A 26,960-nucleotide genomic window follows, 5' to 3' on the forward strand; every position below is an offset into this window, starting at 1 on the left:
CGCGAACGAAAGATGGCGGCGTGAGCGGGCCGGCCCCGCGTCGGCGCGGTACCGGCGCGGTCGCCTCGCCGGTGTCCCGGCGGGTGCTCGTGGACGAGGAGTTCGTGCTGCTCGTCGAGGCGGCCGTTCCCGACCTCGACCTGGCCGGCTGGCTGGCCGGCCGGCGCGAGGAGCTGCTGCGGGACCTGGACCGCCACGGCGCGGTGTTCTTCCGCGGCTTCGAGGTGCGCACCGCCGACGACTTCGGCCAGGCCGCCCGGGCGGTCAGGCCGGACCTGCTCGGCTACCTGGAGCGGGCCGCCCCGCGCCACGAGGTCGCCGACCGGGTGTTCACCTCCACCGAGTTCAACGCCGAGCAGTGGATTCCGCTGCACCACGAGATGTCCTACTCGCACAACTGGCCCACCCACCTCTACTTCTGGTGCGAGCAGCCGGCCACCGGCAGCGGCGGGGCGACCCCGCTGGCCAGCGAGCGGGTCATCACGCCGCTGATCCCGGCCGAGGTGCGGGAGCGGTTCCTCCGCTCGGGCGTCTGCTACGTGCGCAACTACGGCCCGCACCTGGACCTGCCCTGGCAGGAGGCGTTCCAGACCACCGACCGGGCGGAGGTGGAGGCGTACTGCGCCGCCTCGGCGACCGAGTTCACCTGGCTGGGCTCGGACGGGCTGCGGACCCGGGCGCGGCGGCAGGCGGTCGCCACCCACCCGCGTACCGGGGAGACGGTCTGGTTCAACCACGCCCACCTGTTCCACGTCTCCAACATGCCGGCGGAGGTGTCCGGCGCGCTGCTGCGCGAGTACGGCCCGGACGGGCTGCCCCGCAACGCGTACTACGGCGACGGCGAGCCGATCCCCGACGAGGTGGTCACCGGCATCCGCGAGCTGTACCGGCGGCACGCCGTCTCGGTGCCCTGGCAGCGCGGCGACGTGCTGGTGGTGGACAACTTCCTGGCCACCCACGGGCGCGAGCCCTTCAGCGGCGACCGGCAGATCCTCGTCGCCATGTCCGATCTCTACGTCAACCGGAGTGTGCGGTGAACGGGTACCGTCTGTCGCCGACCCAGCGCCTGGCCTGGTCGGGAAAGCAGGATCTCGTCCGGGCCCGGGTCCGGCTCGCCCGGCCCCTGAACCGGGCGCGGTTGCAGGCCGCCGTCGACACGGTGGTGGCCCGGCACGAGGCGCTGCGGCTGGCCCTGGTGCACCACCCCGGCCTGCGGGTGCCGTTGCAGGACGTGGACGACAGCCGGGCGGTGGTGGTCGGCGCGCAGGGCGACCTGTCGGTCACCCTCACCGACGACGCCCTGGAGCTGGCCGCCACCCCGCTGATCGCCGACCCGGCCAGCCTGCGCCTGGTCCTCGCCGACCTGGCCCGCGCCTACACCGGCGAGGCGCTGCCGGACGACCCGGAGGCGTTGCAGTTCCTCGACGTCGCCGAGTGGCAGCTCGAGGAGCGGGAGCAGGCCCCCGCCCCCGCGCCGACCGCGCCGGCCGCGCGGCTGGTCACCCCGCACGCGGACGACCCGAGCGCGGTGGTCACCGCCACCGTGCCGGCCGCCGCCCTCGCCGACGCCGCCCGGAGCGCCGGGGTCGAGCCGGCCACCGTGCTCCTCGCCGCCTGGGCCGTCGCGCTCTCCCGGCGGGCCGAGGCGCCGGACTCCGCCGCCGAGGCGGACCTGGTGCTGGCCCGGTGGAGCGACGGCCGCCAGGCCGCCGGCACCGCCGAGGTGGTGGGCCCGCTGGGCGGCTACGGCCCGCTGCGGCTGGCGCTGCCGCTGCCCGCCGCCCCCGCCGACCTGCTGGCCCTGGTCCGCGCCGCCGAGGTCGCCGCCGACGACACGTTCCACCTGGTCGACCCGGTGGACGAGCAGTCCGCGGCGGTCGCCGGGTTCGCGGTGCCGCCCGCCGTGGACCCGGCCACCGTGGCCGGGCTCGGCGGCCTCGCGGTGGAGGTCGCCACCCCGGCACCCGTCGCCGGTCCGCAGCTCACCGCGCTGACCGACGGCGACCGGGTGACCCTGCGGGTGGTCGGCGGGCAGTGGCTGCTCGACGCGCTGCTGGCGATCCTGCGCACCCTGCCCGCCGCGCTCACCGAGGGCGTCCCGCCGGCCGTGCTCGGCGACGCCGAGGCCCGCTGGCTGGCCGACGCGGCCGGGAACCCGTCCGAGGCGTCCGCGCGTACCCTCGTCGACCTGCTCGACGCGGGCCTCGCCGGTGCCGACCAGGGCGACCGGGCGGTGGTCGCCGCGGACGGCGCGTACAGCGCCGGTGAGCTGCGCGAGCGGGCCGCGCGGGTGGGCGGCGCGCTGGCCGCCCGAGGGCTCTCCGGCGCCCCGGTCGGGGTGCTGGCCACCCGGTCCCGGGACACCGTCGTGGCGTTCCTCGGCGTGCTGCGGGCCGGCGCGGTGTTCGTCCCGCTGGACCCGGACGCCCCGGCGCAGCGGCTCGCCGCCCAGGTCCGCGCGGTCGGCGCGGCGGTCGTCGTCGGCGTCGGCGGCCCGGCGACGGTGACGGTCGACGACCTCGTGGCGGCCGGTGGCCAACCGCCCGCCGCGGTGCCCACCCCGACCGACCCGGCGTACGTGATCTTCACCTCCGGCTCCACCGGCACGCCCCGTCCGGTGCAGGTGTCGCACGGCGCCGCCGCGCACCTGGCCGAAGCCCTGGAGCGGACCGTGTACGCGGACAGCCGCCCGGGACTGCGGGTGGCGGTGAACGCCCCGCTCACCTTCGACGCGTCGGTGAAGCAGCTCGTGCAGCTCGGCCACGGCCGCAGCCTCTACCTGGTGCCCGAGGAGGTCCGGCGGGACGGGGCGGCGCTGGCCGCCGCGCTCGCCGACCACGGCGTCGACGTGCTCGACCTGACCCCCTCCCAACTGCGCATCCTGCTCGCCGGGGCGGGCGACGCCCGGCTGCCCGGCCTGCTGCTGCTCGGTGGCGAGGCCATCGGGGCGGACCTGTGGGAGACGGTCGCGGCGCTGCCCGGCGTCCACGCGGTCAACCTGTACGGCCCGACCGAGTGCACGGTGGACACCAGCGCGGCCGAGGTGCGCGCCGGGGACGCCCCGACCATCGGTCGGCCGCTGCCCGGCGTCGGGGTCTGGGTGCTCGACGAGCGGCTTCGGCCGGTGCCGCCGGGCGTGGCCGGCGAACTCTGTGTCAGCGGGCCGCAGCTCGCCGACGGGTACCTGGGCGACCCGGAGACCACCGCGCGCCGGTTCGTGTCGGTGGCCCTGCCGTCCGGCCGCACCGAACGGGTGTACCGCACCGGCGACCGGGTCCGCTTCGACGCCGACCTGCGGCTGCGCTACCTGGGTCGGCTGGACGACCAGGTGAAGATCCACGGCTTCCGGGTGGAGCCGGGCGAGGTCGCCGCGGTCCTGCGCGAGCACCCGGAGGTCGCCGACGCCGCCGTGGTGGCCCGCGACGACGACGGGCACGGCGACCGGCTCGTCGCCTACGTCCGGCCGGGTGCCGCCGCCACCGTGGCCGTCGACGTCGAGCGGGTGGCCGGGATCAACCGGCACGAGACCCGTTACCTGTACGACGAGATCTTCGTCCAGCAGGTCTACCTGCGCGACGGCATTGTGCTGCGGCCCGGGGCGACCGTGCTCGACGTGGGCGCGAACATCGGCATGTTCTCGCTCTTCGTGCACACCGTCTGCCCGGACGCGACGATCCACGCGTTCGAGCCGGTGCCCTCGGTGGCCGACGTGCTGCGGCGCAACGTCGCCGAGTTCGGCGTACCGGCCACGGTGCACTCCTTCGGGTTGTCCCGGGCGGCCGGGGAGGTGTCGTTCACCTACTACCCGGGTTACTCGATGATGTCCGGCCACGCCGCGTACGCCGACCCGGACGCCGAGGTGGCGGTGATCAAGCGGTACCTCGCCAACGAGCGGGACGCCGGCGCGGACGAGCGGGACGTCCTGCTCGACCGGGCCGACGAACTGCTCGCGGAGCGCTTCGCCGGACGGGAGCTCACCGTGCCGGTCCGGCCGCTGTCGGCCGTCCTCGACGAGCTCGCGCCGGACCGGATCGACCTGCTGAAGATCGACGTGCAGCGCGCCGAGGCGGACGTGCTCGCCGGGCTGGCGGACCGGCACTGGCCGCTGGTCGCGCAGGTCGCCATGGAGGTGCACGACGCGGCCGGCACCGACACCGAGGGCCGGCTGGACGAGCTGACCCGCCTGCTCACCGAGCGCGGCTTCGACGTCGTCACCCGACAGGACGACCTGCTCGCCGGCACCGACCGGCACACCCTGCACGCCGTGCGTCCCGAGTACGCCGCCGATCCGCGCCCGGCGGTGGTCGTCCCGGCGGGGCCGGCGGCCGGCCCGCTGGACGAGCGCCTGACCGGCTGGCTGGCCGACCGGCTCCCGGCCCACCTGGTCCCGGCCGCGGTGGTGCTCGTCGACGCGCTGCCGCTGACCCGCAACGGCAAGCTCGACCGGGCGGCGCTGCCCGCGCCCCGCCTCGACCGGCCCCGGGACAGCGCGGCGGTGGCGCCCGCCGGCCGGGCCGAGGAGATCCTGGTCGAGGCGTGGCGCGAGGTCCTCGGGGTGGCCACCGTCGGCGTCACCGACAGCTTCTTCGCCCTCGGTGGCGACTCCATCCGCAGCATCCAGATGCAGGTGGCGGCGAACAGGCGGGGGTTGTCCTTCCGACTCAGCGACATCTTCACGTACCAGTCGATCCGGGAGCTGGTCACGCACGGGGAGATCACCCTGGACGGGGCCCCGCCGGTCGCGGAGGCCGGGCAGGCCGCGCCCTTCGCGCTGGTCGCCCCCGCCGACCGGGAGCTGCTGCCCGCCGGGCTCGCCGACGCGTACCCGATGACCGCTCTTCAACAGGGCATGGTCTACCACTGCGAGCTGACCGGCGACCCGGCGATGTACCACAACGTCACCGCGCACCGGATCGCCGCGCCGCTGGACGCGGCGGCGCTGCGGCGCGCGCTGGCCGGTCTGGTGGCCGCCCATCCGGTGCTGCGCACCCGGTTCGCGCTCGGCGCGTACTCCGAGCCGTTGCAGCTCGTGCACGCGGACGTGCCGGTGGAGGTGCCGGTGACCGACCTGGCCGACGCCGACCCGCAGGCCCGCCGGGCGCGGGTCGACGACCTGGTGGCGCAGGAGCGGGTACGCCCCTTCGACTGGGACCGCCCGCCGCTGCTGCGGCTGCACGCCGTCCGGGAGGAGGCCGACGCGTTCACCCTGATCGTCGCCGAGTGCCACGCCATCCTCGACGGCTGGAGCCTGCACCTCTTCCTCACCGACCTGCTCGCCGCGTACGACCGGAAACGGGCCGGCACGGCCGGCACGGCGGACCCCGGCCTGCCGTTCCGCGAGTACGTGGCGGCCGAGCGGCACGCCCTGGCCGACCCGGTCACCCGCCGGTTCTGGCTCGACGGCCCCGGCGCGGTGCCGCCGCTGCTGCTCGGCGGAGCGGACCCGCGGACCACCACCACCCGGCGGATGCCGCTGCCGGCCGACCCGACCGGCGTGGTCGGCGCGGCGGCCCGGACCGCCGGGGTGCCGGTCAAGTCCTGGCTGCTCGCCATGCACCTGCGGCTGATCGGCGAGCTTGCCGGCCGGGACGACGTGGTCAGCGGGCTGGTGGTCGGTGGCCGGCCGGAGGGCGAGGGCAGCGACGCCACCCTCGGGCTGTTCCTGAACACCCTGCCGGTGAGCGTGCAGCTGGGTACCCGGTCGGTGGTCGAGCTGGCCACCGAGGTGTGGCGGGCGGAGCGGGAACTGATGGGGCAGCACCGCTTCCCGCTCGCCGAGATCGTCCGGGCCGGTGCCGCCGGCCCCCGCTTCGACCACTTCTTCAACTGGACCCACTTCCCGAACCGGCCGGCCGGCGGCGGCAGCCGCATCGTGGACAGTCGGGGCATCACCGTGGACGTGGCGTTCAGCTTCGCCGTCGACGCCGAACTGGACGCCGACACCGGCCGCCTCGCCCTCACCGTCCAGTACGACCACCGGCACGTCGCCACGGACCGGGTGGACGCCTTCGCCGACGGCTTCCGCCGGCTGCTGGCGGCCGACCCGACCGCGCCGCTGCCGGCGGTGGCCACCGGCGGGCCGGCGGCCGACGACGACGCGCGGGCCCGATGGGCGGCCCGGGTGGCGGCGGCGTGGCAGGAGGTGCTCGGGGTCGCGCCGGCCGACCCGGCGACCGGGTTCCAGGCCGCCGGCGGGGACTCGCTGCGCGCCCTGCGGCTGGTCACGGTGCTGCGGCAGCGCCACGGCAGCGACCTGACGCTGCCGGAGTTCGTGGCGCTGGGCAGCTACGGTGCTCTGGTGGACCGGGTGGCCCGCGATGCCTGACAACCCGCGGCCGGTGGTCCGGGCCCCGGTCGGCTGACCCGGCGCGTACAACCCGCGAGAGGAGCATCTGTGACCGGCTTCGGCACCATCGCCGTGCACGGCGACGACGGTCTCGTCCCCGGTCGGGCGGTGGCCCCGCCGATCGTGCAGAGCGCGACCTTCAGCGCCGAGTCCGACGAGCAGTTCACCGCGATCGCCACCGAGACCCGGGGAAGCAGCTTCTACACCCGCTACGGCAATCCCAACCATGCCCAGGTGGCCGCCGTGGTCGCCGAGCTGGAGGGGGCGGAGACGGGGCTGGTCACCGCCTCCGGAATGGGCGCGATCAGCACGGTGGCGCTGGCGCTGCTCTCCGCCGGGGACCACGTGGTGGTGCAGCGCAGCACGTACGGCGGCACCACCTCGCTCGCCACCGGCCTGCTGCCGCGCTTCGGGGTCTCCTGCACGCAGGTCGACCAGACCGACGTCGGGGCGTTCGAGCGGGCGATGCGACAGCGGACCCGCCTGGTGCTGGTGGAGACGCCGAGCAATCCCCTGCTGGAACTGACCGACGTGACGGCCGTGGTGGAGTTGGCCCACGCGGCGGGGGCGCTGGTGGTGGTCGACAACACCTTCGCCACGCCGGTGAACCAGCGTCCGATGGGCGCCGGGGCGGACCTGGTGTGGCACAGCGGCACGAAGTTCCTCGGCGGCCACTCCGACGTGTCGGCAGGGGTGGTCGTCGGCTCCGCCGAGCTGATCGAGCGGGTGTGGCAGACGGCGATCGTCACCGGCAGCACCCTCGGCCCGGTGGACGCCTGGCTGCTGCTGCGCGGCATCCGTACGCTGCCGCTGCGGGTGCAGCGGCACAACGCCAACGCCCTCGCCCTGGCCGAGGCTATGGAGGGGCACCCGGCGGTGGCCCGGGTCCGCTACCCGGGGCTGCCGTCGCATCCCCAGCACACCCTGGCCCGCAGGCAGATGACCGGCTTCGGCGGGGTGCTCAGCGTCGAGGTGAAGGCCGGTCGGGCGGGGGCCGCCGCGCTGCTGGCGGGGCTGGGGCTGGCCAAGCGGGCGGCCAGCCTGGGCAGCGTCAGCACGCTGGTGGTGCACCCCCGGTCGATGTGGGCGGGGATCGTGGATGCCGACCAGCTCGCCGCCAGCGGCATCTCCGACGGGCTGGTCCGCGTCTCCACCGGCATCGAGGACACCGCCGACCTGGTGGACGACTTCCTCGCGGCGTTGGACAAGGCGGCCGATCCGGGTCAGCCGGGCGGTGGCCCGCGGCAGGGCGCATAGGCCAGGTCACCTCGGGAAACTGCTGCACATGGCCAGGTACACGAAGCCCGAGCTGAGAAACCAGATCAAGGAAGAGCTGCAGGCTTCCGACAAGGGCGGCAGGCCGGGGCAGTGGTCAGCGCGCAAGTCGCAGCTGCTCACCAAGGAGTACCAGAAGCGGGGCGGAGGCTATCAGGGCCCGAAGGATGAGCGGCAGAAGTCCCTGCAGCGTTGGGGCGCCGAGGACTGGCAGACCAGGAACGGCGCCACCCGGGCCCGCAAGGGCGGCGAAACCAAGCGTTACCTGCCCAAGCAGGCCTGGGAACGGCTCTCGGCGGACGAGCAGCGCGCAACGGACACCAAGAAGCGCGAGGCGTCCAGGTCCGGCCGGCAGTTCGTCGCCAACACCGAACCCGCCAAACGCGCGCGCAGGGAGGCCACGTCGGTCGACCGGCTGTCGGAGGTGACGGTCGCCGAGGCGGCCGGGCTGGTCCGTGGTCTCGACACGGACGAGCTCAAGGCGGCGCTGAAGCAGGAACGCGCCGGCAAGAACCGCAAGACGCTCGTCCAACGGCTGCAGTCGGAACTCAAGCGCCGCTGACTCCGGGCGGCGCCGCATCACACCGGCGACATCGCGTACGGCGAGAGCCACCCCGTGATCCGTTGCGCGGCCGCCATACCTAGAACTACTATGCATTGCAGTTCTAGGGTTAGGTGGTCACATGCACATCACCAAGGATCTCGTCGCGGCCTCGGCGACCCCGCTCGTGCTGGGGATCCTCGCCGAGGGCGACAGCTACGGCTACGCGATCCTCAAGCAGGTCAACGAGTTGTCGGGCGGGCAGCTGGAGTGGACCGACGGTCTGCTCTACCCGCTGCTGCACCGCCTGGAGCGGCTGGGGCACGTCGAGTCGGCCTGGGAGACCCCACCCGGGGGCCGCCGCCGCAAGTACTACCGCATCACCGACCAGGGTCGGGCCGAGCTCGCCGAGCAGCGCCGCCAGTGGGCCGCCGTCGTCGACGCCCTGCGGGGCGTCTGGAACGCCGCCCAGTCCATCACGCCGATCGCGGCACCGGCCTGGGAGGCGGGACGATGAGCGTCAACAGCGACAACGACCTGGAGGGCCAGATCGCCGAGTGGCGGGCCTACACGGACCGCCGCCGGGAGCTGCACCACACCGATGCCGAGGAGCTGGAAGACCACCTGCGCAGCCGGATCACCGAGCTGACCGAGGCGGGCCTGCGCGCCGACGAGGCCTTCCTCATCGCCGTCAAGCGGATGGGCAACCTCGACGAGCTGTCGCGGGAGTTCGCTCGCGAGCATTCCGAGCGGCTGTGGAAGCAGCTCGTCCTGCCCGGGGAGCCGGACACACCCGCCGCCGCCCGTACCCGGCGCGAACTGCCCGTCATGATGCTCTGCGCGGCCGTCGCGGCACTCTCGATCAAGGTGCCGGCCCTGTTCGGCCTCGACCTGGCATCGGGTGACCACGGCGCCTTCTACGCGCGGAACATCAGCCTGTTCGCGCTGCCGGCGCTGGCCGCCTACTTCGCCTGGCAGCGCCGGGTCGGCCCCCGCGTCATCGGGGTGCTCGCGGCGCTGTTCGTGCTCGGCGCGGTCGCCGCGAACGCGTACCCGCTGGCGGACGACTCGCAGACCCTGGTGCTGACGGCGATCCACCTGCCGCTCGCGCTGTGGCTGGTGGTCGGCGTCGCCTACGCGGGCGGCGACTGGCGTTCGGACCGGCGGCGGATGGACTTCATCCGGTTCACCGGGGAGTGGCTGATCTACTTCGCCCTCATCGGACTGGGTGGCGGCGTGCTCTCCGCCTTCACGATGGGCACCTTCCGGGCCATCGGCATCGACGCCGAGGGCTTCATCCAGTCGTGGCTGCTGCCGTGCGGTGCCACCGCCGCGGTCATCGTGGCGGCCTGGCTGGTGGAGGCCAAGCAGAGCGTCATCGAGAACATGGCGCCCGTGCTGACCCGCGTCTTCACGCCGCTGTTCGCGGCCGCCCTGCTGGCCTTCCTGGTCGCCATCGTCTGGACCAGCAACGGCATCGACGTCGAGCGCGATGCGCTCATCCTCTTCGACCTGCTGCTGGTCGTCGTGCTGGGCCTGCTGCTGTACGCCATCTCCGCCCGTGATCTCACGGCCCGGCCGAGCCTCTTCGACCGCCTACAGCTCGCGCTCGTCGTCAGCGCCCTGCTCATCGACGCCCTGGTGCTGCTGGCGATCACCGGCCGGATCACCGAATGGGGCTTCAGTCCGAACAAGACCGCCGCCCTCGGCGAGAACGTCATCCTGCTCACCAACCTGGCATGGTCGGCTTGGCTGTTCCTCGGCTTCGTCCGTGGCCGCATGCCCTTCGCCCGCCTCGAACGGTGGCAGACCCGGTACGTGATCGTGTACGCGGTCTGGGCCTGGACGGTCGTCCTCGCCTTCCCGCTCGTGTTCGACTTCGCCTGAGCCGGATCAGACGCCACTCAACCCTGTCCGGATAGCGGGCAGGGTTGAGTGGCTTGTCCCCTCAGGACATCGCGGCGCGAGCCGCCGGGTGGAGCCAGCTCGCGGTCGGTCGCAGCGACCCTCTTGACCGCGGAATGCCGGTCCGCTTAGGTTCATCAATCAGAAAGGTCTCTTTACTAATTCTCTCCACCGTCGTGGGAGTGCCGATGCGACCGATCCGCCACCGCCGCCTCACCGCCGTCGTCGCCCTGGCGACCGTGCTGGTCACCGCCGCCCCGCCGACGGCCGCCGGCGCGGACGACAGCGGGAACCGCCGTGCGGGTTACCACCGGGTCGGCTACTTCACCCAGTGGGGCATCTACGGCCGGGCCTTCCCGGTGAGGAAGCTCGACACCTCCGGGGCGGCGAGCCGCCTCACCCACGTCAACTACGCCTTCGGCAACGTCAGCGAGGACGGGCGCTGCTTCGTGGACGGTGGGCCGGGCGAGGGTGACGCCTGGGCCGACTACCAGCGTCCCGTCCCGGCGCAGGAGAGCGTCGACGGCGTCGCCGACGCCTGGGGCGAACCGCTCAACGGCAACTTCGGCCAGCTGGCCAAGCTCAAGGCCAAGCACCCCGGCCTGCAGGTGCTGATCTCGCTGGGCGGCTGGAGCTGGTCGACGTACTTCTCGAACGCCGCCCGCACCGACGCGTCCCGCAAGGCGTTCGTGGCCTCCTGCATCGACCTCTACCTCAAGGGCAACCTTCCGGTCCTCGACGGTGGCAGTGGCGGCCCGGGCGCCGCCGCCGGCGTCTTCGACGGCATCGACCTCGACTGGGAGTGGCCGAACTGGCCCGGTGAGCCCGGCAACGTGGTCCGCCCGGAGGACCGGCGGAACTTCACCGAGCTGGTCGCCGAGTTCCGCCGGCAACTGGACGCGTACGGCCGGACGACCCGCAGGCACCACCCGCTGACCGCCTTCCTGCCGGCCAACCCGGCGGCCATGGACGCCGGCTACGAGGGCCGCGAGATCTTCCGGTACCTGGACTTCGCCGCGGTGCAGGGCTACGACTTCCACGGCGGGTGGGACCCGGTGACCAACCAGCAGTCGGCGCTGCGCGTACCCTCGGGAGCGCCGGACGACCCGGACTTCTCCGCCGAGGTGGCGATCGACGGCTGGCTCGCCCGTGGTGCGCCGCGCGAGAAGCTGGTCCTGGGCATCCCGTACTACGGCCGGGGCTGGACCGGCGTCAGCGGGAGCGGCAACGGCCTCTTCCAGCCCGCGACCGGGCCCGCGCCGGCCACCTTCGAGGCCGGCTACGAGGACTACCGGCAGCTCAAGACCCTGGCCGGCAACGGCTTCACCGTCCACCGCGACCTTCGTGCCGGGCATGCCTGGTTGTTCGACGGCACGACCTTCTGGACGTACGACGATCCGGCGGTGGTGTTGCAGAAGACGCTGTACATCCGACGGGCCGGCCTGGCCGGAGCGATGGTCTGGTCGTTGGACGGCGACGACGACAACGCCACGTTGACCAAGACGATCGGCCTCGGGCTCGCGACGCCGTAGCCGCGCGCCGCGGTAGCGCTCCTACAGGCCGCGAGACGGCGTGCGCGGAGGTCAGTGGCCCTGCCGGTCGGACGCCCACCGGTCGAATTCTTCGCGAACGGCGGCGGCACCGGCCGGCACCACCTGACTCGCGGTGGCGGAGACGGCGTCCTGCATCTCGTCCGCCAGCCAGGCCGGGCCGCCGCCGGCCGCCCGCAGCTGCGTCAGGCCTGCCCGGCCCAGCACCACGGCGGCGACGAGGTAGCCCCCGGTGAGTCCCGCCGTGGCCAGTCTGCGGGGCAGGAAGGTCTCCAGCAGGCGCAGCGCGGTCGCCGAGGCAGCCCCGGCGCCCAGGACCACACACCCGCCGGCGGTGGCGAGCAGCGCCAGACCGACCCCCGCCGGACGAACCGCCCTCAGGACGTGCGTGCGTACCTCGCGGACCTCCGCGCGCACCACCTCCGCCACCTCGGCAGCCAAGCGGTCGGTCGGACCGGCCGCCCGTCCGATTCCGCCGGACCGTCCCGCTGCCGCGTCACTCATGGGCCCGCTCCTCCTCCGTTGGGGGCAGCCGCTTACCCATGAACGTCACCGCCATACCTGCCCCGACGGCCGGGGCGGAAGCTGGGACGAAGGTGACAAGGAGAGCTGAGCGGTGCCCGGACCCGTCAGCGATGCATGTGCAGGCGGATCGTGGTGGCACCGGGCCTGGTGTGCACGCGCACCAGATCGCAGAGTTGGTTGACCAGGACAAGTCCTCGGCTGCCCGGCTGCCGCGGTGGCACGGGAAGCCGGCCGGCGAGCGGGTTGGTGATGTGCCCGGTGTCGCTGAGCTGGCAGATCAGGCGCGTGGCGTCGGTCCAGACCGCGACGGTACCGCCCCCGGTGGTGTGTCTGACCGTGTTCACCGCCAGTTCGTTGACCGCCAGGGTCAGGTCCGAGACGCGGTCCGGGTGCAGCCCGGCGGCGACGGCGTGCGCGGTCACGAACCCGCGGATGGCCGGGAGAGCGTGCGCGTCGACGGCGATGGTGCTCGCCCGGGCAGGCGGATCCGGCAGCGGCAGGTTGAACCCGGCGGCCACCGCGACCGGGTCCGCGTAGTACGGGCTCGCCCACTCCGCGCCGTCCTTCTGCAGGACCGGGTGGGTGCGGCAGGCGTCGTCGAGCCAGCTCCGGTCCAGGCGGCTGGTGTCGTAGGGGCAGAGAATGGTGGCCTGCCGGCCGGCGAACGCCGCGTTGATCAGGGCCTCGTGCTGGGCGCAGGCGGGGTATTCGACAGCGGTCCGGCCGGCCCAGATGGGCTCGCCGATGATGCGTACCCGCTTGCCCGGGTGCGCGGCGGCGAAGGCGAGCAGGACGCCGGGAATGATCCGCCCCGGGTTGCGCCCGGCCTCGCTCATGTCGTGCAACTGCACCCGGTCCGCGTCGACGCCGAGCGCGGTACGGATCTGGTGGAGGTTGTCCCCCGGTACCGCGACCATGACCGGCTCGTCGGCGGCGAGGCCGGCGTGGATGAACGGCACGGTGCCGGCCAGATACTCCTCGCGGTCGCCGTAGAAGAGGGCGGGGTGGACGAACCTGTCGGTCCTGGTGGCGACCGAGATGCTCATGCGGCAGCCTCCGAGTGCGTGGTCCAGCCGCCTCGTCGGGCCACCGCAGCGTCAGTCCGGATACCTGGTTGGCGCCGGTCAGGTGAAGTGTACGGCCGGGGCGACCGCACGGCCGGTCAGCCCCGACCCGGCCCGGACTGCCGCCGCTGCCTGAGCGGACGACTCCCGCCGGCGGCGGCCCGGCGGTGACGGTCGGCCCCCGGGCTCACACCGGACCTGCCGGTCGCCTGGATGGCGAGCAGGGCGATGTCGTCGGTCGGCTGTTCGCCGGCGAGTGTGCTCATGATACGGGCGCAGACCGCTTCGGCGGCACCTGGTTCGACGGCCGCGCAGAGCCGTTCGATGCCGGTGTCGATGACTTCGCCGCGGCGTTCGACGAGCCCGTCGGTGTAGCAGACCAGCACTGCCTCGGCGGGGAACGCGACCTCGGTGTGTCGGCGGGCCGGTCGATCCGGGCGCACACCCAGTGGAAGATCGACTGGGATGTTCAGCGTGTCGGCCGACTGTCCCGGTGCGGCCAGCACGGGTGGCAGGTGCCCGGCGAGGGACATCCGAATGACGGTGCGGTCCGGGGAGATCATCGCGTACAGGACCGTGGCGAGGTTCCCGGCCTCGAAATGGTGGATCTTACGGTCCAGCAGCGTCAGCGCGCTCGCCGGATCGTCGCAGATCAAGGCGTACGCGCGCAGCGCGCTGCGCAGCCGCCCCATCACGACCGCCGAGCGCAGCCCGTGTCCCGACACGTCGCCGATGACGACGCCCAGCCAGCCGGACGGGAGGGTGAACACGTCGTACCAGTCACCGCCCACGCCGGCGTCGTGGCCGGGCACGTAGCGGGCGGCCATGTCCACGCCCGGCGCGTCGGGCAGGTGGGTGGGCAGCAGGCTGCGTTGCAGGGCGAGGGCGGCGGTGCGGTCGATGCTGCTGGCCCGGCTCCGGCTGGCCAGGCTCGCCCGGTCGGCGGCGAGTTGCAGCACCTGCACGTCGTCGTCGGTGAATCGGTGCGGCTGGAGGCAGCCGACGTGCAGTACGCCGATCACCTCGCCGCCGGCGCGCATCGGCACACCCAACAGCGAGCAGACCCCTCTGTCGAACAGCACCGGGTCGTCCGCGGCCGTGACCTCGTCCAGCACGACGGGCTGCTTCTCCCGGGCGATCTGGCCGGCGAAGCCGCGGCCGACGGAGATCCGAGAGCCCTGCCGGACCTCGTTCTCCAACCCCCTCGTCGCGGTGGCCACGAACTGCCGGGCGTGCACGTCCAGCAGCAGGATGGCGGCGGTGTCGACCCGCAACACCTCTCGGACCCGGTCGAGGAGTTCGTCGAGAAGGTCGTCGACGTCAAGCTTGGACAGCGCGGCGTCGGTGACCGCCTCGATACGGCGTAACCGCTCGTCGCTCCCGCCACCCTGGACGCCAATCACGGCAGAATCCTAGTCCTCCCCGGCCCGGAGCAGCCCCTCAGCAGCGTCAACCGTCCCTGTCATCCTGCTGATCTCGGGGTGGTTCGTTCCGACGAATCGGTCACCGGGGTGATCGGCGCTCGTCCGCCCCCGGCAGGTGGTGCGGGCCGACCGGGTCGGCTCCGCCGCCACACCGAGCAGAACGTGCTCCTACCGCATGTCGACGGAGATCGGTGCGCTGAGTCGGCCCTCGTTCCCGCTGCGATCCAGGCCGGACACGCAGTAGGAGAGCGGGCGGTCGGCGGGGGCGGTGCGGTCGACCCAGCCGGCTCCCCGGGCGGTGCCGACGAGCCGGGCCGCGTCGCCGTCCACCCGGTAGACGGCGAAGCTCGCGGCACCGTCTCCGCGCCAGGTCAGCGCCACCCCGCCGGCGTCGCGCCGCGCGCCGGTGATCGCGGGTACGGCGGGCGGCGCCGCCGGTAGCTGCGCCATCGTGGGCACCAGCGCCGGGCCGGCGTAGTGCGCTGCGCTGTACCGGCTGACGGCGCCGAGCTTGTCAGCGCGGACCTGACTGGCGCTGAAGTGCACGCTTCCGCGCACCCCGTGCCGACGGTTGAGGGCGAGCTGGCGGTCCAGCTCGGCCGGGTCGCGCCAGGCGCCGCGCTCCCCCACCCGGTAGTCGGCCTGGCCGATGTAGAGCTGCACGCGGGTGCCCTGCACCGTGGCCGCCCACCACGGCAGCAGCTTGGCGTAGTCGGCCCGGTCGAATCCGATGTGCCAGTAGAGCTGCGGCACCACGTAGTCGAGCCACTGCTGCCGGACCCAGAGCCGGGTGTCGGCGTAGATGTCGTCGTAGCTCTGCAGACCGGCGGTCGGCGAGCCGGCCGGGTCGGTGCGCTTGTTGCGCCAGATGCCGAACGGGCTGATGCCGAACTTGACCCACGGCTTGATCGCTTTGATCCGCTGGCTCATCTCGCGGACCAGCGTGTTCACGTTGTCCCGGCGCCAGGCGTGCTTGTCCGCGAAGCGCCGGCCGTAGCGGGCGAACGCCGCGTCGTCCGGGAAGTCCTGCCCGGCCTCCGGGTACGGGTAGAAGAAGTCGTCGAAGTGCACGCCGTCGACGTCGTAGCGCTGGACCGCCTCCAGCATCGAGTCCTCGACGAACGCGCGGGCCTCGGGGATGCCCGGGTTGAAGTAGAGGCGACTGCCGGGCCGGTCGGCGCTGGGATAGGTCACCACCCAGTCGGGGTGCCGCCGCAGCGGATGCGTCGGCGCCAACTGGTCCAGCCGGGGGCCGGGCCCCCCGACGGTGGCCGGCTGCCCGCCCCGGTACGGGTTGAACCAGGCGTGGAACTCCAGGTTGCGGGCGTGCGCCTCGCTGACCATGAACTCCATCGGGTCCCAGCCCGGGTCGCGGCCGTCGCGGCGTCCGGTCAGCCACTCCGACCAGGGCGCGTACTCCGACGGCCAGAGGGCGTCCCCGCTGGGCCGCACGTGCACGAAGACGGCGTTGTGGTTGCGCCGCACGGCCAGGTCGAGCCAGCCCCGGAACTCCGCCCGCGCCGTCTCGGCCGGCAACCCGCGCCGGCTCGGCCAGTCGATGTTGTTCACCGTCGTGATCCACATGCCACGCAACTCGCGCGACGCCCGCGCCGCCCGGCCGGCGCAGCGGGGAGCGGCGGACGCCGGGCCGCCGTCGGCTGCCGGGCCGAGGGCGGCCACGGCGCCGCGTTCGTCGTCGACGATCCGCTCTCGCACCGACCAGGCGCCGACCGCGACCGCCAGGGCGAGCGCGGTGACGACGGCGACGAGTGCGCGGGTACGACGACGGCGGTGAGCGGGCGGATCGGCGGCGGGCATTGCCTCAGTCTGCCCAGTGCCGCCCGGCCGGGTGAACCGGGTGGAGGGTTACTTAACGGTCAGCTAAGGCGGCGGGGTCGGAGGGCTTGGCGTCACCTCGATACGCGGCTGCCCGACCGCAATTCCGGTGGCGGTCCGGGACCGGCCGTTGCGAGACTCTGCGCTGTGCGAGAGTCGGACCGTTTCCGCGCCGCCGTCCGCACGTGGGCGGCCGGCGGCACGGACGCCGCGGCGGCCGCCGCGGCGGCCCGCGCACTGGCCCAGGATGGCCTGGCGACGGTGGTCCTCGTCGAAGGGGTCAGCGACCGGAGCGCGGTGGAGGCGCTGGCCGTCCGGCGCAACCGGGATCTGGCCGGCGAGGGCGTGTGCGTCCTGCCGATCGGCGGCGCGATGAGCGTCGGTCGGTTCCTGCGGCTCTTCGGCGCGCAGGGGCTCGCCGTGAACATCCGGGGGCTCTGCGACGAGGCCGAGGAGGGCTACTTCCGGCGCGGGTTGGAGCAGGCCGGCCTCGGCAGCCACCTGACCCGCTCCGGGATGGAGGCGTTGGGCTTCTACGTGTGCGTCGCCGATCTGGAGGACGAGCTGATCCGCGCGCTGGGCCCGGCCGGGGTCGAGCGGGTCCTGGCGGCCGAACGGGATCTGGCCCGCTTCCGGGTCTTCCAGAACCAGCCCGCGCAGCGCGGGCGCGCGATCGAGCGGCAGCTGCGCCGCTTCATGGGTACGACCAGCGGTCGCAAGGCCCGGTACGCCCGCGCGCTCGTCGACGCCCTCGACCCGAACCACGTACCCCGGCCGCTGGATCGCCTACTCGGACCGTCCCACTCCTGACCCGCGATCCGGCCCGCCTGCGCGGTGGCCGCCCCGAGGGACGTCCCCTCAGCGCAGCCGCCGGGCGGCGAACCTGGCGGGTGGCGCGGCGATCGCGTCCTGGGCCGCGATCAGCTGGATCTCCCGGGTGCCCGCCGCGAGGGTCGCCTCCAGTACGGCGAAGACGGAGGCGATGGTGCGTTCCAGCGCCGTGGCGGGCGAACCCGTCGTCCACAGGTGCGCGAGGTACAGCGCCGCGGTGACGTCGCCGCCGCCGTTGGGGCTGATCGGCAGCAGCGGGGTGGTCACCGCCCAGGCGCCCTCGTCGGAGACGGCCACCACCTCCAGCGACCCCACCGGCACGTCACCGTGCAGCACGCTGGTGACCAGGACGTGCCGGGGTCCCGTCGCGCGTACCACGTCGACCGCGTCCAGCAGCTCCGCCAGCGAGTTGGTGGCACGGCCGGCGAGGAAGTCCAGCTCGAAGTGGTTCGGGGTGATGATGTCCGCGCGCGGGACGACGGTGTCCCGCAGGTACTCCGGAATGCCCGGCCGGACGAACATCCCGCGGCCGGCGTCGCCCATCACCGGATCGCAGCAGTACACCGCGTCCGGGTTGGCGGCCTTCACCTTGTCGACGGCGTCGAGGATCACCGCACCCATCGCCGGGTCACCCTGGTAGCCCGACAGCACGGCGTCGGCGCTGCCGAGGACCCCGCGGTCGCCGATGCCCGCGATCACCTCGGCCACGTCGGCCGGCGCCAGCAGCGGCCCGCGCCACGCGCCGTACCCGGTGTGGTTCGAGAAGTGGACCGTCACCACCGGCCACACCTCGTGCCCGAGTCGCTGAAGCGGGAAGGCGGCCGCGGAGTTGCCGACGTGGCCGTAGGCGACCGAGGACTGGATGGACAGGATCTTCACCGGCCCATCATGGCGGTTCCCGCCGGCGCCACGCGTACGGCCCGCCGTACTGTCGGCTGACCCACTCCGGGCCAGGTGCCTTCAGGACACCGCTGGTCCGAGCCCTGTCCGGGGTCGGGCGCCGGCTATCGGACCTTACGAGTGGATCGCACCACGATGTCGTCGTACTCGGGGTGCTTGCCCAGCCACTCGGCGAGGAACGGGCAGATCGGCACCACGGTCCGGCCCCTGGCCCGCGCGTCGTCCATCACGGCGCGAGCGAGGGTCGATCCCAGGCCCCGGCCTTCGAACTGCGGATCGACCTCGGTGTGCGTGTAGGCGATGATGTTGCCGGTCAACTGGTAGGTGACCACACCGGCCAGCGCACCCGACTCGTCCCGCGCCTCGAACCGCTCCCGCTCCGGCGCGTCATTCACGGTGAACTCCACCGCACCATCGAAGCACGGCCGCCCGCGGATCCGGGTGTGAGGCCGGCAACGCTCCCGGGCACCGCGGCCCGGACGAACCGCGTCGTCGGTGCCGGCTGACCGCGCGTCAGTGCGCTGCCACGACCACCGCTTCCGGCGCCAGGTCGGCGAGCCGGGCCGGCCGCACGACGACGAGCAGCACGACCATCGCCGCCACCATGCCACCGGCGACGACGAGGGCCATGGCCACCGCGCCGGTGCCCAGCACGCCCACCAGCGGCGCGGCCAGCGCACCCACGCCGAACTGCACGGCGCCGAGCAGGGCGGAGGCCGTACCGGCCGCTTCCCCGTGCCGGGACAGGGCCAGGGCCGGCGCGTTCGGCATCGCCAGACCGGCCGCCGCGAGCACCACCCACAACGACACCAGCAGGCTCGGCAACCCGCCGAGGCCGGTCGCGGCGAAGGCGAGCAGCGCCAGTCCGGCCACGGTGCCCACGCCGAGGGCGACAACGAGGATCCGCTGCGGCGAGTGGCGGCGCAGCAGGCGTACGTTGAACTGGGTCGCCGCGATCAGTCCGACCGCGCCCGCGCCGAAGGCCAGCCCGAACTGCTGCTCGTCCAGCCCGTACTGCTGCTGCAGGACGAACGACGACCCGGCGACGTAGGCGAACAACGCCGCCATGGCCAGCCCGGCGACCAGCACCAGGCCCACGAACGTCCGGTCCCGCAGCAGCGCGCCGTACACGGTCAGCGTCGCGAGCACCCCGCCGCGCCGGCGCCGCTCGGCCGGCAGCGTCTCGCGGAGGCCGAGCGCGGCGACCACGACGAGCAGCACACCGAAGGCGGCCAGGGCCACGAACACGCCGCGCCAGTCGGTCCAGCGCAGCAACCCGCTACCGAGGGTGGGCGCGAGGATCGGCGCCGCCCCCATGACCAGCAGCAGCCGGGAGAGCAGCCGGGCGAAGGCGGCACCGTCGAACAGGTCGCGGACCACGGCCATCGCGACGACCGTGGCCGCCGCCACGCCGAGGCCCTGCATCACCCGCAGGCCACCGAGAACCGTGACGTTCGGTGCGACGACGCAGAGCACCGACGCCACGACGTGCAGCGCGATGCCGGCGATCAGCGGCGCGCGCCGGCCGACGGCGTCGGACAGCGGACCGATCAGCAACTGGCCGACGGCGAGGCCCGCCAGCGTGCCGGTGAGGGTCAGTTGGACCGCCGCCGGCGTCGTCCGGAAGTCGTCGACGATGGCGGGAAGTGCGGGCAGGTACATGTCGATGGTCAGCGGACCCACCGCGATCAGCGACCCGAGCACCAGGACGAGCCGCAGGCGTTGTCGGGGCGTCATCAGGTCGCCCGAGGTCAGCGGGGCCGACCGCCGCCGCGGGGCGTCGACGGTCATCGGGTCGTCTCCGATCGGCCGTCACGGAGCCGGGCCGGGTGCGGGGCAGAAGTCACACCTGAATCCAAATCCGGATCCGGCGATCTGATTCCCCGTCGCCCGACAGGTAACGCAGGTCACAGCCGGGCGACGGTGGTCAGCCGGCGATCCGGCAGCGGATTCCGGTGGGTCAGGCGGGGCTGACCCGCCTCGCCGCCTGGCGCCGCAGTTCGTGGCGGGCGAGGGCGTTCTTGTGCACCTCGTCGGGTCCGTCGGCGAAGCGCAGGGTGCGGATGCGGGCGTAGGCGTTCGCCAGCGGGAAGTCCTGGGAGAGGCCGGCGGCGCCGTGTACCTGGATCGCCTTGTCCAGGATCCACTGGACGGTCGCGGGGGTGGCGATCTTGATCGCCTGGATCTCGGTGTGCGCGCCCTTGTTGCCGACGGTGTCCATCAGCCAGGCCGTCTTGAGCACCAGCAGTCGCAGCTGCTCGATCCGCACCCGGGACTCGGCGATCCAGTCGCGGATCACCCCCTGCTCGGCCAGCGGCCTGCCGAAGGCGGTCCGCTGCTCGGCGCGGGCGCACATCAGCTCGACGGCCCGCTCGGCGAGGCCGATGGAGCGCATGCAGTGGTGGATGCGGCCGGGGCCGAGCCGGGCCTGGGCGATCGCGAAGCCGTCGCCTTCGCCGCCGATCAGGTTCTCGACCGGCACTCGTACGTCGTGGAACTCCAGCTCGGCGTGCCCGCCGTGGTCGTGGTCGTCGTACCCGAACACCTCCATGCCCCGCTTGATCACCAGACCCGGGGTGTCCCGTGGGACCAGCACCATGGACTGCTGACGGTGCCGCTCGGCGTCCGGGTCGGTCTTGCCCATGACGATGAGGATCCGGGCGTTCGGGTTCATCGCGCCGGTGATCCACCATTTGCGGCCGTTGATCACGTACTGGTCGCCGGCCCGCTCGATCCGGGTCGAGATGTTCGTGGCATCCGAGGACGCCACGTCCGGCTCGGTCATGGCGAACGACGACCGGATCCGACCGTCCAGCAGCGGCTCCAACCACTGCTTGCGCTGCTGCTCGGTGCCGAACATCGCCAGCACCTCCATGTTGCCGGTGTCCGGGGCGGCGCAGTTCAGGGCGGCGGGCGCCAGGTGGCTACGTCCGGTGATCTCGGCCAGCGGGGCGTACTGCAGGTTGGTCAGGCCGGCTCCGTGCGTACCCGGCAGGAAGAGGTTCCACAGCCCGCGCTTCCTCGCCGCGGCGCGCAGCTCCGCGAGCACCGGCACCGCGTCCCAGGCCCAGCGGTTGCCGAGCTGCCCGAGCTGCTCGTGGAAGGCGTGCTCCGCCGGGTAGACGTGGCTGTCCATGAAGTCCAGGAGGTTGTCCCGCAGCCCCTCGGTCCTCGGGTCCAGGGCGAAGTCCATCAGTGCTCCTTGAGGTAGGTCAGGCCCGCGTCGAGCAGCAGCTCGGTGACCTCACCGAGGCGCTCGAAGCCGGAGCCGACGGTCTGGCCGCGCAGGTGCCGGTAGTGGATGCCCTCGAGGATCGCGGCCAGCTTGAAGGCCGCCAGCCCGAGGTGGAAGCCGAGGGGCGGGAGGGGGCGGGTGCTGCTCGCCGCGTACCGGTCGAGGATCTCGTCCTCGGTCAGGAAGCCGGGCGCGGACGAGGCGTCGGCGACCGCCACCCCGACGAGCCGCCCCAGGCGCTGGTAGAGCACCAGCAGCGCCAGGTCGGTCAGCGGGTCGCCGAGGGTGGCCATCTCCCAGTCGATGACGGCCGCGAGGCGGTCGCGGTCGTCGGTGAGGACGTTGTCGAGGCGGTAGTCACCGTGCACGATGCCCGGCGTCGACTCGCTCGGCACGCCGGACGCCAGCCGGGCGTGCAGCTCGTCGGCGGCCGGCAGGTCCCGACAGTACGACGCGTCGAGCTGCTTCTTCCAGCGACTCACCTGCCGAGCCAGGAAGCCGTCCGGCCGGCCGAAGTCGGCCAGCCCCACGGCCACCGGGTCGACCGCGTGCAGCGCGGCCAGGGTGTCGACCAGCCGGGTCGAGATGACCCGGGTACGTTCCGCGCCGAGCCGCTCGAGCTCGGCCGCGTGCCGGTACGCCGTACCGTCGACCCGCTCCATCACGTAGAACGGGGCGCCCAGCACGTCGGCGTCGGAACAGAGCGCGTACGTCTTCGGCACCGGCACGTCGGTCGGCCAGAGCGCCGACATGACGCGGTACTCCCGGCTCATGTCGTGCGCGGTGGCCAGCACGTGCCCCAGCGGCGGTCGCCGGACGATCCAGGTCCGCTGCCCGTCACCGACCTCGTAGGTGAGGTTGGACTTGCCGCCGGCGACCAGTCGGGCGGTCAGCTCCCCGGCCGCCTCGGGAACCGAGGCGGCGAACCAGTCGGAGAGTCGGGCCAGGTCGAGGCCCGGCGGGCTCTGCCGGTCGGCGGCGGTCACGGCACCAGGATGCTGACGGTCTCGACCACGCACGCCGGCTTCTCGGCGCCGGCCAACTCGACGGTCACCTTCGCCGTGAGCTGGTAGCCACCGCCGCCGGGCACCAACGACAGCAGCTCCACCCCGGCGCGCACCTGGGAGTCGACGGGGACCGGGGAGGGGAAGCGGAGTTTGTTGGCGCCGTAGTTCACGCCCATGCTGAGCCCCTCGACCTTGTACACCTGCCAGACCAGCATCGGCACCAGTGACAAGGTCAGGTATCCGTGCGCGATGGTGCTGCCGAACGGGCCGTGCGCCGCCTTCGCGGGGTCGACGTGGATCCACTGGCGGTCACCCGTCGCCTCGGCGAAGGCGTCGATCTGCTGCTGGGTGACGGTGTGCCAGTCGGAGTAGCCGAGGTGGGTGCCGACCGCCGGCTCCAGCTCCTCGATGCCGTGGAAGACCTTCATCATCTCTCCTTTCCCGGTCAGGCCTTCGGCCCACCGGCGACGTACAGCACCTGGCCGGAGACGAAGCCGGCTCCCTCGCTGGCGAAGAACGACACGGCGTGCGCGATGTCCTCCGGCGTGCCGGTGCGGGCGACGGGGATCTGCGCCGCGGCGGCGTTCTTGAAGTCCTCGAAGGCCATGCCGACCCGGGCCGCGGTGGCGGCGGTCATCTCGGTCTCGATGAAGCCGGGGGCGATCGCGTTCGCCGTGACCCCGAACTTCCCGAGTTCCAGGGCGAGCGTCTTGGTGAAGCCCTGCAGGCCGGCCTTGGCGGCAGCGTAGTTGACCTGACCCCGGTTGCCCAGGGCCGAGGTGCTGGACAGGTTGACGATCCGCCCCCAACCGGCCTTGGTCATGTAGCCCTGCACGGCGCGGCTCATCAGGAACGAGCCGCGCAGGTGCACGTTGATGACCGCGTCCCAGTCGTCGACGGTCATCTTGAACAGCAGGTTGTCGCGGGTGATGCCGGCGTTGTTGACCAGCACGGTCGGCTCGCCCAGTTCCTCGGCGATCCGGTCCACGGCGGCCCGCACCGCCTGCTCGTCGGCGACGTTGGCGCCGACGGCCAGGGCCCGGCCGCCGCCGGCCTGGATCTCCTCGACGACCGGCTTGCCCGCCGCCTCGTTCAGGTCGACGACGGCGACGGCGAAGCCGTCCAGGGCAAGGCGCTTGGCGACGGCTGCGCCGATGCCACGGGCCGCTCCGGTGACGACTGCGGTGCGGGTGACGGTCATGGGGTCAACTCCTCGATGGGGGCGGGATGGGGCAGGTCGGCTCCGGGCCGCGGCCGTGGGAGGCCGGTGCCGGCGGCGGGAAGCAACTCGGCGATCGCGGCCCGGGTGGACTCGGCGTCGGTGTGCAGCAGCGCCCGCATGCCGACCGCGCGGGCGCCGAGCACGTTCGGTTCGGCGTCGTCGACGAAGAGCACCCGGTCGGGCGGCAGCCCGAGCCGCTGCAGGGTGAACGCGTAGATCGGGGCGAGCGGCTTGCGCAGGCCGACCTCGCCGGAGATGACGACGGGATCGAAGAGTCCGTCGATCTGCTCGCGCGGGTACGTGTTGCCCCAACTGTTGGAGAGCAGGCCGACCCGCACGCCGGCGTCGCGCAACTGCCGGGCCAGGTCGAACATCGCCGGGTCGGGGCGCATCCCGGCGAAGAGCCGGGCCAGGACGCCGACCGGATCGACCGCACGCCCGTCGCGCGTGGTGAGCTCGGCGGCGAGCAGCGCGTCGAACTCGTCGACGCCCAGCGCCCCGGTCTCCAGGCGGTGGACGGGGGTGCCGTCCGGGGCGTCGCGGGACAGCCAGGCCTTGAGCGTGCGCGAGAACGACGCCGGGTCGATGCCGTCGGCCTGCAGCCACGCGGCGATCGAGTCCCGGACCGGTCCGGTGAGCACGCCGCCGTAGTCGAAGACCACGGCGTCCACCTGGTTCGCGGTGCTCACGAGACGTACACCACCCGGCCGACGGTGACGCCGTCGGCGAGCTCCTGCACCCCGTCGGCCACCTCGTTCAGCGCGAGGCGTTGGCTGACCAGGGGTCGTACGGCGCCCTGGGCGGCCAACGCGGTGAGAGCCCGATGGCATTCGGCGACGGCCGACGGGTCGTAGCGGTGGTACAGGCCCCAGTGCAGGCCGACGATCGAGTAGTTCTTCACCAGGGCGTGGTTGAGCGCGGCGGACTGGATCTGACCGCCGGCGAAGCCGACCACGAGGATCCGGCCCTCGAAGGCGACGCACTTGGTCGAACGCTGGTAGGTCTCGCCGCCGACCGGGTCGTAGACGACGTCGGCGCCCCGACCACCGGTCTCGGCCTTGACCACCTCGACGAAGTCCGCTTCCCGGCGGTCCACGACCACGTCGGCCCCGAGCGCCCGGGCCACCGCCGCCTTCTCCGGACCGCCCACGACGCCGATCACCCGGGCGCCGGCCGCCTTGCCCAACTGGACGGCGGCGCTGCCGACGCCGCCGGCCGCGGCGTGCACCAGCAGCGTCTCGCCCGCGCGCAGCCCGGCCCGCCGGTGCAGGCCGAACCAGCCGGTCTGGTACCCGATGTAGAGCGAGGCCGCCTCGGCGTCGTCGAGCTCCGCGGGCGCGGGGAACGTGGCCGCCGCAGCCAGCAGCGCGAACTCCGCGAACCCGCCGTACGGCAGCGTCGCGCCGCCGAGCACGCGGTCACCGACGGCGAACCCGTCGACACCTTCGCCGAGCGCGACGACCTCGCCGCACAGCTCGACGCCCGGGGTGAACGGAAGCTCCGGCCTGACCTGGTACTCGCCCCGGCACATCAGGACGTCCGGGAAGTTGGCCGGAGCGGCCAGCACCCGCACCACGAGCTGCCCGGGACCCGGCTCCGGGTCGGCCACGTCGACGAGCCGCAGCACGTCGCGGGGCTCACCGAGGTCGGCGACCCGCCATGCCTTCATCGGGCCGCCCCCTGGTCCTCGAGTCGTCGCTGGAGCTTGTTCATGCCGCCCAGCCAGCGATCGGTGTCGGTCGCACGGTGCGCGTAGTAGGTGGCCACCCGGGGATGCGGCAGGACGAGGAACCGGTCGTGGTGGAGGGCCTGCCAGGTCGTCTCGGCGACGTCCTCGGGGGTGAGCGGCACATCGTGGCTGAGCAGCTCCTGCAACGGCCCGGCGTTGTCGAGCATCCGGGTCCGCACCCCCTGCGGGCAGATCGCCTGCACCACGACGCCACGGTGCCGGTAGGTCGCCGACAGCCACTCGGCGAACGCCACGCAGGCGTGCTTGCTCACCGCATACGTCGGGCTCCCGATCATGGTGAGCAGCCCCGCCGCCGACGCGGTCACCACGAACCGACCCGAGCCGCGCTCGACCCATTCGGGGACCAGCAGTCGCGCGGCCCGTACGTGGGCCATGACGTTCACCTCGTGGCTGGCGGCCCAGTCCTCCTCGGTGGCCCCAAGCCCGTTGCCGCGGTCGATCCCGGCATTCCCGATCCAGACGTCGATACTGCCCAGGTGGCCTCGGGCCGCCTCGACCAGCGCGACAACCCCCTGCTCGGTGGCGGCGTCGCCGGGCGCGGGCGAGCCACCGATCTCCTCGGCCACCCGGACGGCCGCCTCGGCGTCGAGGTCGTTGACGACGACCCGCGCGCCCTCAGCGGCGAGTCGGGTGGCCAGTGCGCGACCGATGCCCTGGCCGGCGCCGGTGACGACGACGCCCTTGTCCCGTACCGGCATCAGACACCTCCGGTCAGGGTGACGCCGCCGTCGATCACCAGCAGCTGGCCGGTCATCCAGGCGGCGTCCTCGGAGAGCAGGAACGCGACGACGCTCCCGATGTCGTCGGGGACGCCGAGCCGCTTGAGCGGGTACGCCCCGGCCACCTGCTCCTCCCGACCCTCGTACAGGGCGGTGGCGAACTTCGTCTTCACCACGGCCGGGGCCACCGCGTTCACCCGGATGTCCGGGCCGAGTTCGACGGCGAGCTGCTGGGTCAGGTGGGTGAGCATCGCCTTGCTGGCCCCGTAGAAGCCGATGCCGGGCGCGGGCCGGAGGCCGGCGACCGAGGAGACGTTGACCACGGCGCCGCCGTGCTCCTTCATCCAGCGCCGATAGGCCTGCTGCACCCACGCCAGGGCGGCGAGGCAGTTCACCTCGAAGATCTTGCGGGCCGCGGCCAGGTCCATGTCGACCATCGGGCCGTACGTCGGGTTGATGCCGGTGTTGTTGACCAGCAGATCGACGCTGCCGAAGGTGTCGACCGCGCGTGCGACGACCTCGGCCTGGTGGTCGGCGTCGTCGGCGTGGCCGGCGACGCCGAGCGCGTGCTCCGGGCCCAGCTGGGCGACGGCCTGGTCGAGCGCCTCCTGCCTGCGGGCGGTGATGACGACCTTGGCGCCTTCGGCGACCAGCCGCTCGGCGATGGCCAGGCCGATGCCTCGGCTGGCACCGGTCACGATCGCCGTTCGTCCGGTGAATCTCGTCGACGTCGCTGCAGCTTGGGACACGGGCCTCCCCTTCAGGGTTACTAAGCGCTTGCTTACGTTAGGCTCGATGAAGTGTGCGACGCCGCAGCGGCTGCCGTCAAC

At 73.3% G+C, this 26,960-nt stretch carries 23 protein-coding genes; 8 read left to right on the forward strand and 15 right to left on the reverse strand.

The features are described 5' to 3' along the window. The first annotated feature begins 20 nt into the window (after positions 1–20). The 7 genes from GA0074696_RS23225 (at position 21) to GA0074696_RS23255 (ending at position 11,599) form a co-directional block, all read left to right on the forward strand. Positions 21–1,037, forward strand: coding sequence for a TauD/TfdA family dioxygenase (locus tag GA0074696_RS23225; protein ID WP_088963064.1), 1,017 nt, complete (start codon positions 21–23; stop codon positions 1,035–1,037). Further along, positions 1,034–6,325, forward strand: a complete 5,292-nt coding sequence (locus GA0074696_RS23230; RefSeq protein WP_088963065.1) for a non-ribosomal peptide synthetase — start codon at positions 1,034–1,036, stop codon at positions 6,323–6,325. Before GA0074696_RS23225 ends, GA0074696_RS23230 begins: the two co-directional genes overlap by 4 nt. 69 nt (positions 6,326–6,394) lie before the next feature. Next, the gene (locus GA0074696_RS23235; RefSeq protein WP_088963066.1) at positions 6,395–7,603 is read left to right on the forward strand and encodes a trans-sulfuration enzyme family protein; all 1,209 of its coding nucleotides are present in this window, start codon (positions 6,395–6,397) and stop codon (positions 7,601–7,603) included. 28 nt (positions 7,604–7,631) lie between these two features. Further along, on the forward strand, positions 7,632–8,183 hold the full coding sequence (locus tag GA0074696_RS23240; RefSeq protein WP_088963067.1) for a DUF5872 domain-containing protein: 552 nt from the start codon (positions 7,632–7,634) through the stop codon (positions 8,181–8,183). 121 nt (positions 8,184–8,304) lie between these two features. Beyond that, positions 8,305–8,679 carry a PadR family transcriptional regulator gene (locus tag GA0074696_RS23245; RefSeq protein WP_088963068.1) on the forward strand — a complete coding sequence of 125 codons (375 nt, stop codon included), beginning with the start codon at positions 8,305–8,307 and terminating at the stop codon, positions 8,677–8,679. Further along, positions 8,676–10,049 carry a permease prefix domain 1-containing protein gene (locus GA0074696_RS23250; protein ID WP_088963069.1) on the forward strand — a complete coding sequence of 458 codons (1,374 nt, stop codon included), beginning with the start codon at positions 8,676–8,678 and terminating at the stop codon, positions 10,047–10,049. Before GA0074696_RS23245 ends, GA0074696_RS23250 begins: the two co-directional genes overlap by 4 nt. Positions 10,050–10,255: 206 nt before the next feature. Further along, complete coding sequence (locus GA0074696_RS23255) at positions 10,256–11,599, forward strand: glycoside hydrolase family 18 protein (RefSeq protein WP_088964747.1); 1,344 nt, start codon at positions 10,256–10,258, stop codon at positions 11,597–11,599. A gap of 51 nt (positions 11,600–11,650) precedes the next feature. Here the strand turns inward: GA0074696_RS23255 and GA0074696_RS23260 are convergent, their stop codons facing one another. The 4 genes from GA0074696_RS23260 to GA0074696_RS23275 form a co-directional block, all read right to left on the reverse strand. Further along, positions 11,651–12,121 carry a phage holin family protein gene (locus GA0074696_RS23260; RefSeq protein ID WP_088963070.1) on the reverse strand — a complete coding sequence of 157 codons (471 nt, stop codon included), beginning with the start codon at positions 12,119–12,121 and terminating at the stop codon, positions 11,651–11,653. A gap of 125 nt (positions 12,122–12,246) precedes the next feature. Then, positions 12,247–13,188, reverse strand: coding sequence for a sensor histidine kinase (locus GA0074696_RS23265; RefSeq protein WP_088963071.1), 942 nt, complete (start codon positions 13,186–13,188; stop codon positions 12,247–12,249). Positions 13,189–13,304: 116 nt separating this feature from the next. Then, positions 13,305–14,609 carry a PP2C family protein-serine/threonine phosphatase gene (locus GA0074696_RS23270; protein WP_231925123.1) on the reverse strand — a complete coding sequence of 435 codons (1,305 nt, stop codon included), beginning with the start codon at positions 14,607–14,609 and terminating at the stop codon, positions 13,305–13,307. A gap of 189 nt (positions 14,610–14,798) precedes the next feature. Next, positions 14,799–16,448, reverse strand: a complete 1,650-nt coding sequence (locus tag GA0074696_RS23275; RefSeq protein ID WP_088963072.1) for a glycoside hydrolase family 10 protein — start codon at positions 16,446–16,448, stop codon at positions 14,799–14,801. Positions 16,449–16,613: 165 nt separating this feature from the next. Here GA0074696_RS23275 and GA0074696_RS23280 point away from each other — a divergent pair, with 165 nt between their 5' ends. Continuing rightward, positions 16,614–17,276: a TOPRIM nucleotidyl transferase/hydrolase domain-containing protein gene (locus GA0074696_RS23280; RefSeq protein ID WP_088963073.1), complete on the forward strand. Its 663-nt coding sequence runs from the start codon at positions 16,614–16,616 to the stop codon at positions 17,274–17,276. A gap of 48 nt (positions 17,277–17,324) precedes the next feature. On the opposite strand, the gene pdxY is transcribed toward GA0074696_RS23280, so the two are convergent. The 11 genes from pdxY to GA0074696_RS23335 all read right to left on the reverse strand — a co-directional run bounded on the left by pdxY (position 17,325) and on the right by GA0074696_RS23335 (position 26,879). Further along, positions 17,325–18,176 (reverse strand): pyridoxal kinase PdxY, encoded by an 852-nt coding sequence (pdxY, locus tag GA0074696_RS23285; RefSeq protein WP_088963074.1) that lies wholly within the window; start codon positions 18,174–18,176, stop codon positions 17,325–17,327. A gap of 125 nt (positions 18,177–18,301) precedes the next feature. After that, on the reverse strand, positions 18,302–18,604 hold the full coding sequence (locus tag GA0074696_RS23290; protein ID WP_088963075.1) for a GNAT family N-acetyltransferase: 303 nt from the start codon (positions 18,602–18,604) through the stop codon (positions 18,302–18,304). A gap of 106 nt (positions 18,605–18,710) precedes the next feature. Beyond that, on the reverse strand, positions 18,711–19,934 hold the full coding sequence (locus GA0074696_RS23295; protein WP_088964749.1) for a multidrug effflux MFS transporter: 1,224 nt from the start codon (positions 19,932–19,934) through the stop codon (positions 18,711–18,713). 223 nt (positions 19,935–20,157) lie between these two features. Continuing rightward, the gene (locus GA0074696_RS23300) at positions 20,158–21,390 is read right to left on the reverse strand and encodes an acyl-CoA dehydrogenase family protein (RefSeq protein ID WP_088963076.1); all 1,233 of its coding nucleotides are present in this window, start codon (positions 21,388–21,390) and stop codon (positions 20,158–20,160) included. Next, positions 21,390–22,418, reverse strand: coding sequence for a phosphotransferase family protein (locus GA0074696_RS23305; RefSeq protein ID WP_088963077.1), 1,029 nt, complete (start codon positions 22,416–22,418; stop codon positions 21,390–21,392). Before GA0074696_RS23305 ends, GA0074696_RS23300 begins: the two co-directional genes overlap by 1 nt. Beyond that, on the reverse strand, positions 22,415–22,867 hold the full coding sequence (locus GA0074696_RS23310; protein WP_088963078.1) for a MaoC family dehydratase: 453 nt from the start codon (positions 22,865–22,867) through the stop codon (positions 22,415–22,417). The genes GA0074696_RS23305 and GA0074696_RS23310 overlap by 4 nt, the downstream gene beginning before the upstream one ends. Before the next feature lie 17 nt (positions 22,868–22,884). Then, positions 22,885–23,640, reverse strand: coding sequence for a 3-oxoacyl-ACP reductase FabG (fabG, locus tag GA0074696_RS23315; RefSeq protein WP_088963079.1), 756 nt, complete (start codon positions 23,638–23,640; stop codon positions 22,885–22,887). Then, the gene (locus GA0074696_RS23320; RefSeq protein WP_197700765.1) at positions 23,637–24,350 is read right to left on the reverse strand and encodes an HAD family hydrolase; all 714 of its coding nucleotides are present in this window, start codon (positions 24,348–24,350) and stop codon (positions 23,637–23,639) included. The genes fabG and GA0074696_RS23320 overlap by 4 nt, the downstream gene beginning before the upstream one ends. Continuing rightward, positions 24,347–25,330, reverse strand: coding sequence for an NADPH:quinone oxidoreductase family protein (locus tag GA0074696_RS31505; RefSeq protein WP_088963081.1), 984 nt, complete (start codon positions 25,328–25,330; stop codon positions 24,347–24,349). Before GA0074696_RS31505 ends, GA0074696_RS23320 begins: the two co-directional genes overlap by 4 nt. Then, a complete protein-coding gene (locus GA0074696_RS23330) occupies positions 25,327–26,109 on the reverse strand; it encodes an SDR family oxidoreductase (RefSeq protein WP_088963082.1) in 783 nt (260 codons plus the stop codon). Before GA0074696_RS23330 ends, GA0074696_RS31505 begins: the two co-directional genes overlap by 4 nt. After that, positions 26,109–26,879 (reverse strand): SDR family oxidoreductase, encoded by a 771-nt coding sequence (locus GA0074696_RS23335; RefSeq protein WP_088963083.1) that lies wholly within the window; start codon positions 26,877–26,879, stop codon positions 26,109–26,111. Before GA0074696_RS23335 ends, GA0074696_RS23330 begins: the two co-directional genes overlap by 1 nt. Between the last annotated feature and the right edge of the window lie 81 nt (positions 26,880–26,960).

Source organism: Micromonospora purpureochromogenes, assembly GCF_900091515.1.
Lineage (GTDB): Bacteria > Actinomycetota > Actinomycetes > Mycobacteriales > Micromonosporaceae > Micromonospora > Micromonospora purpureochromogenes.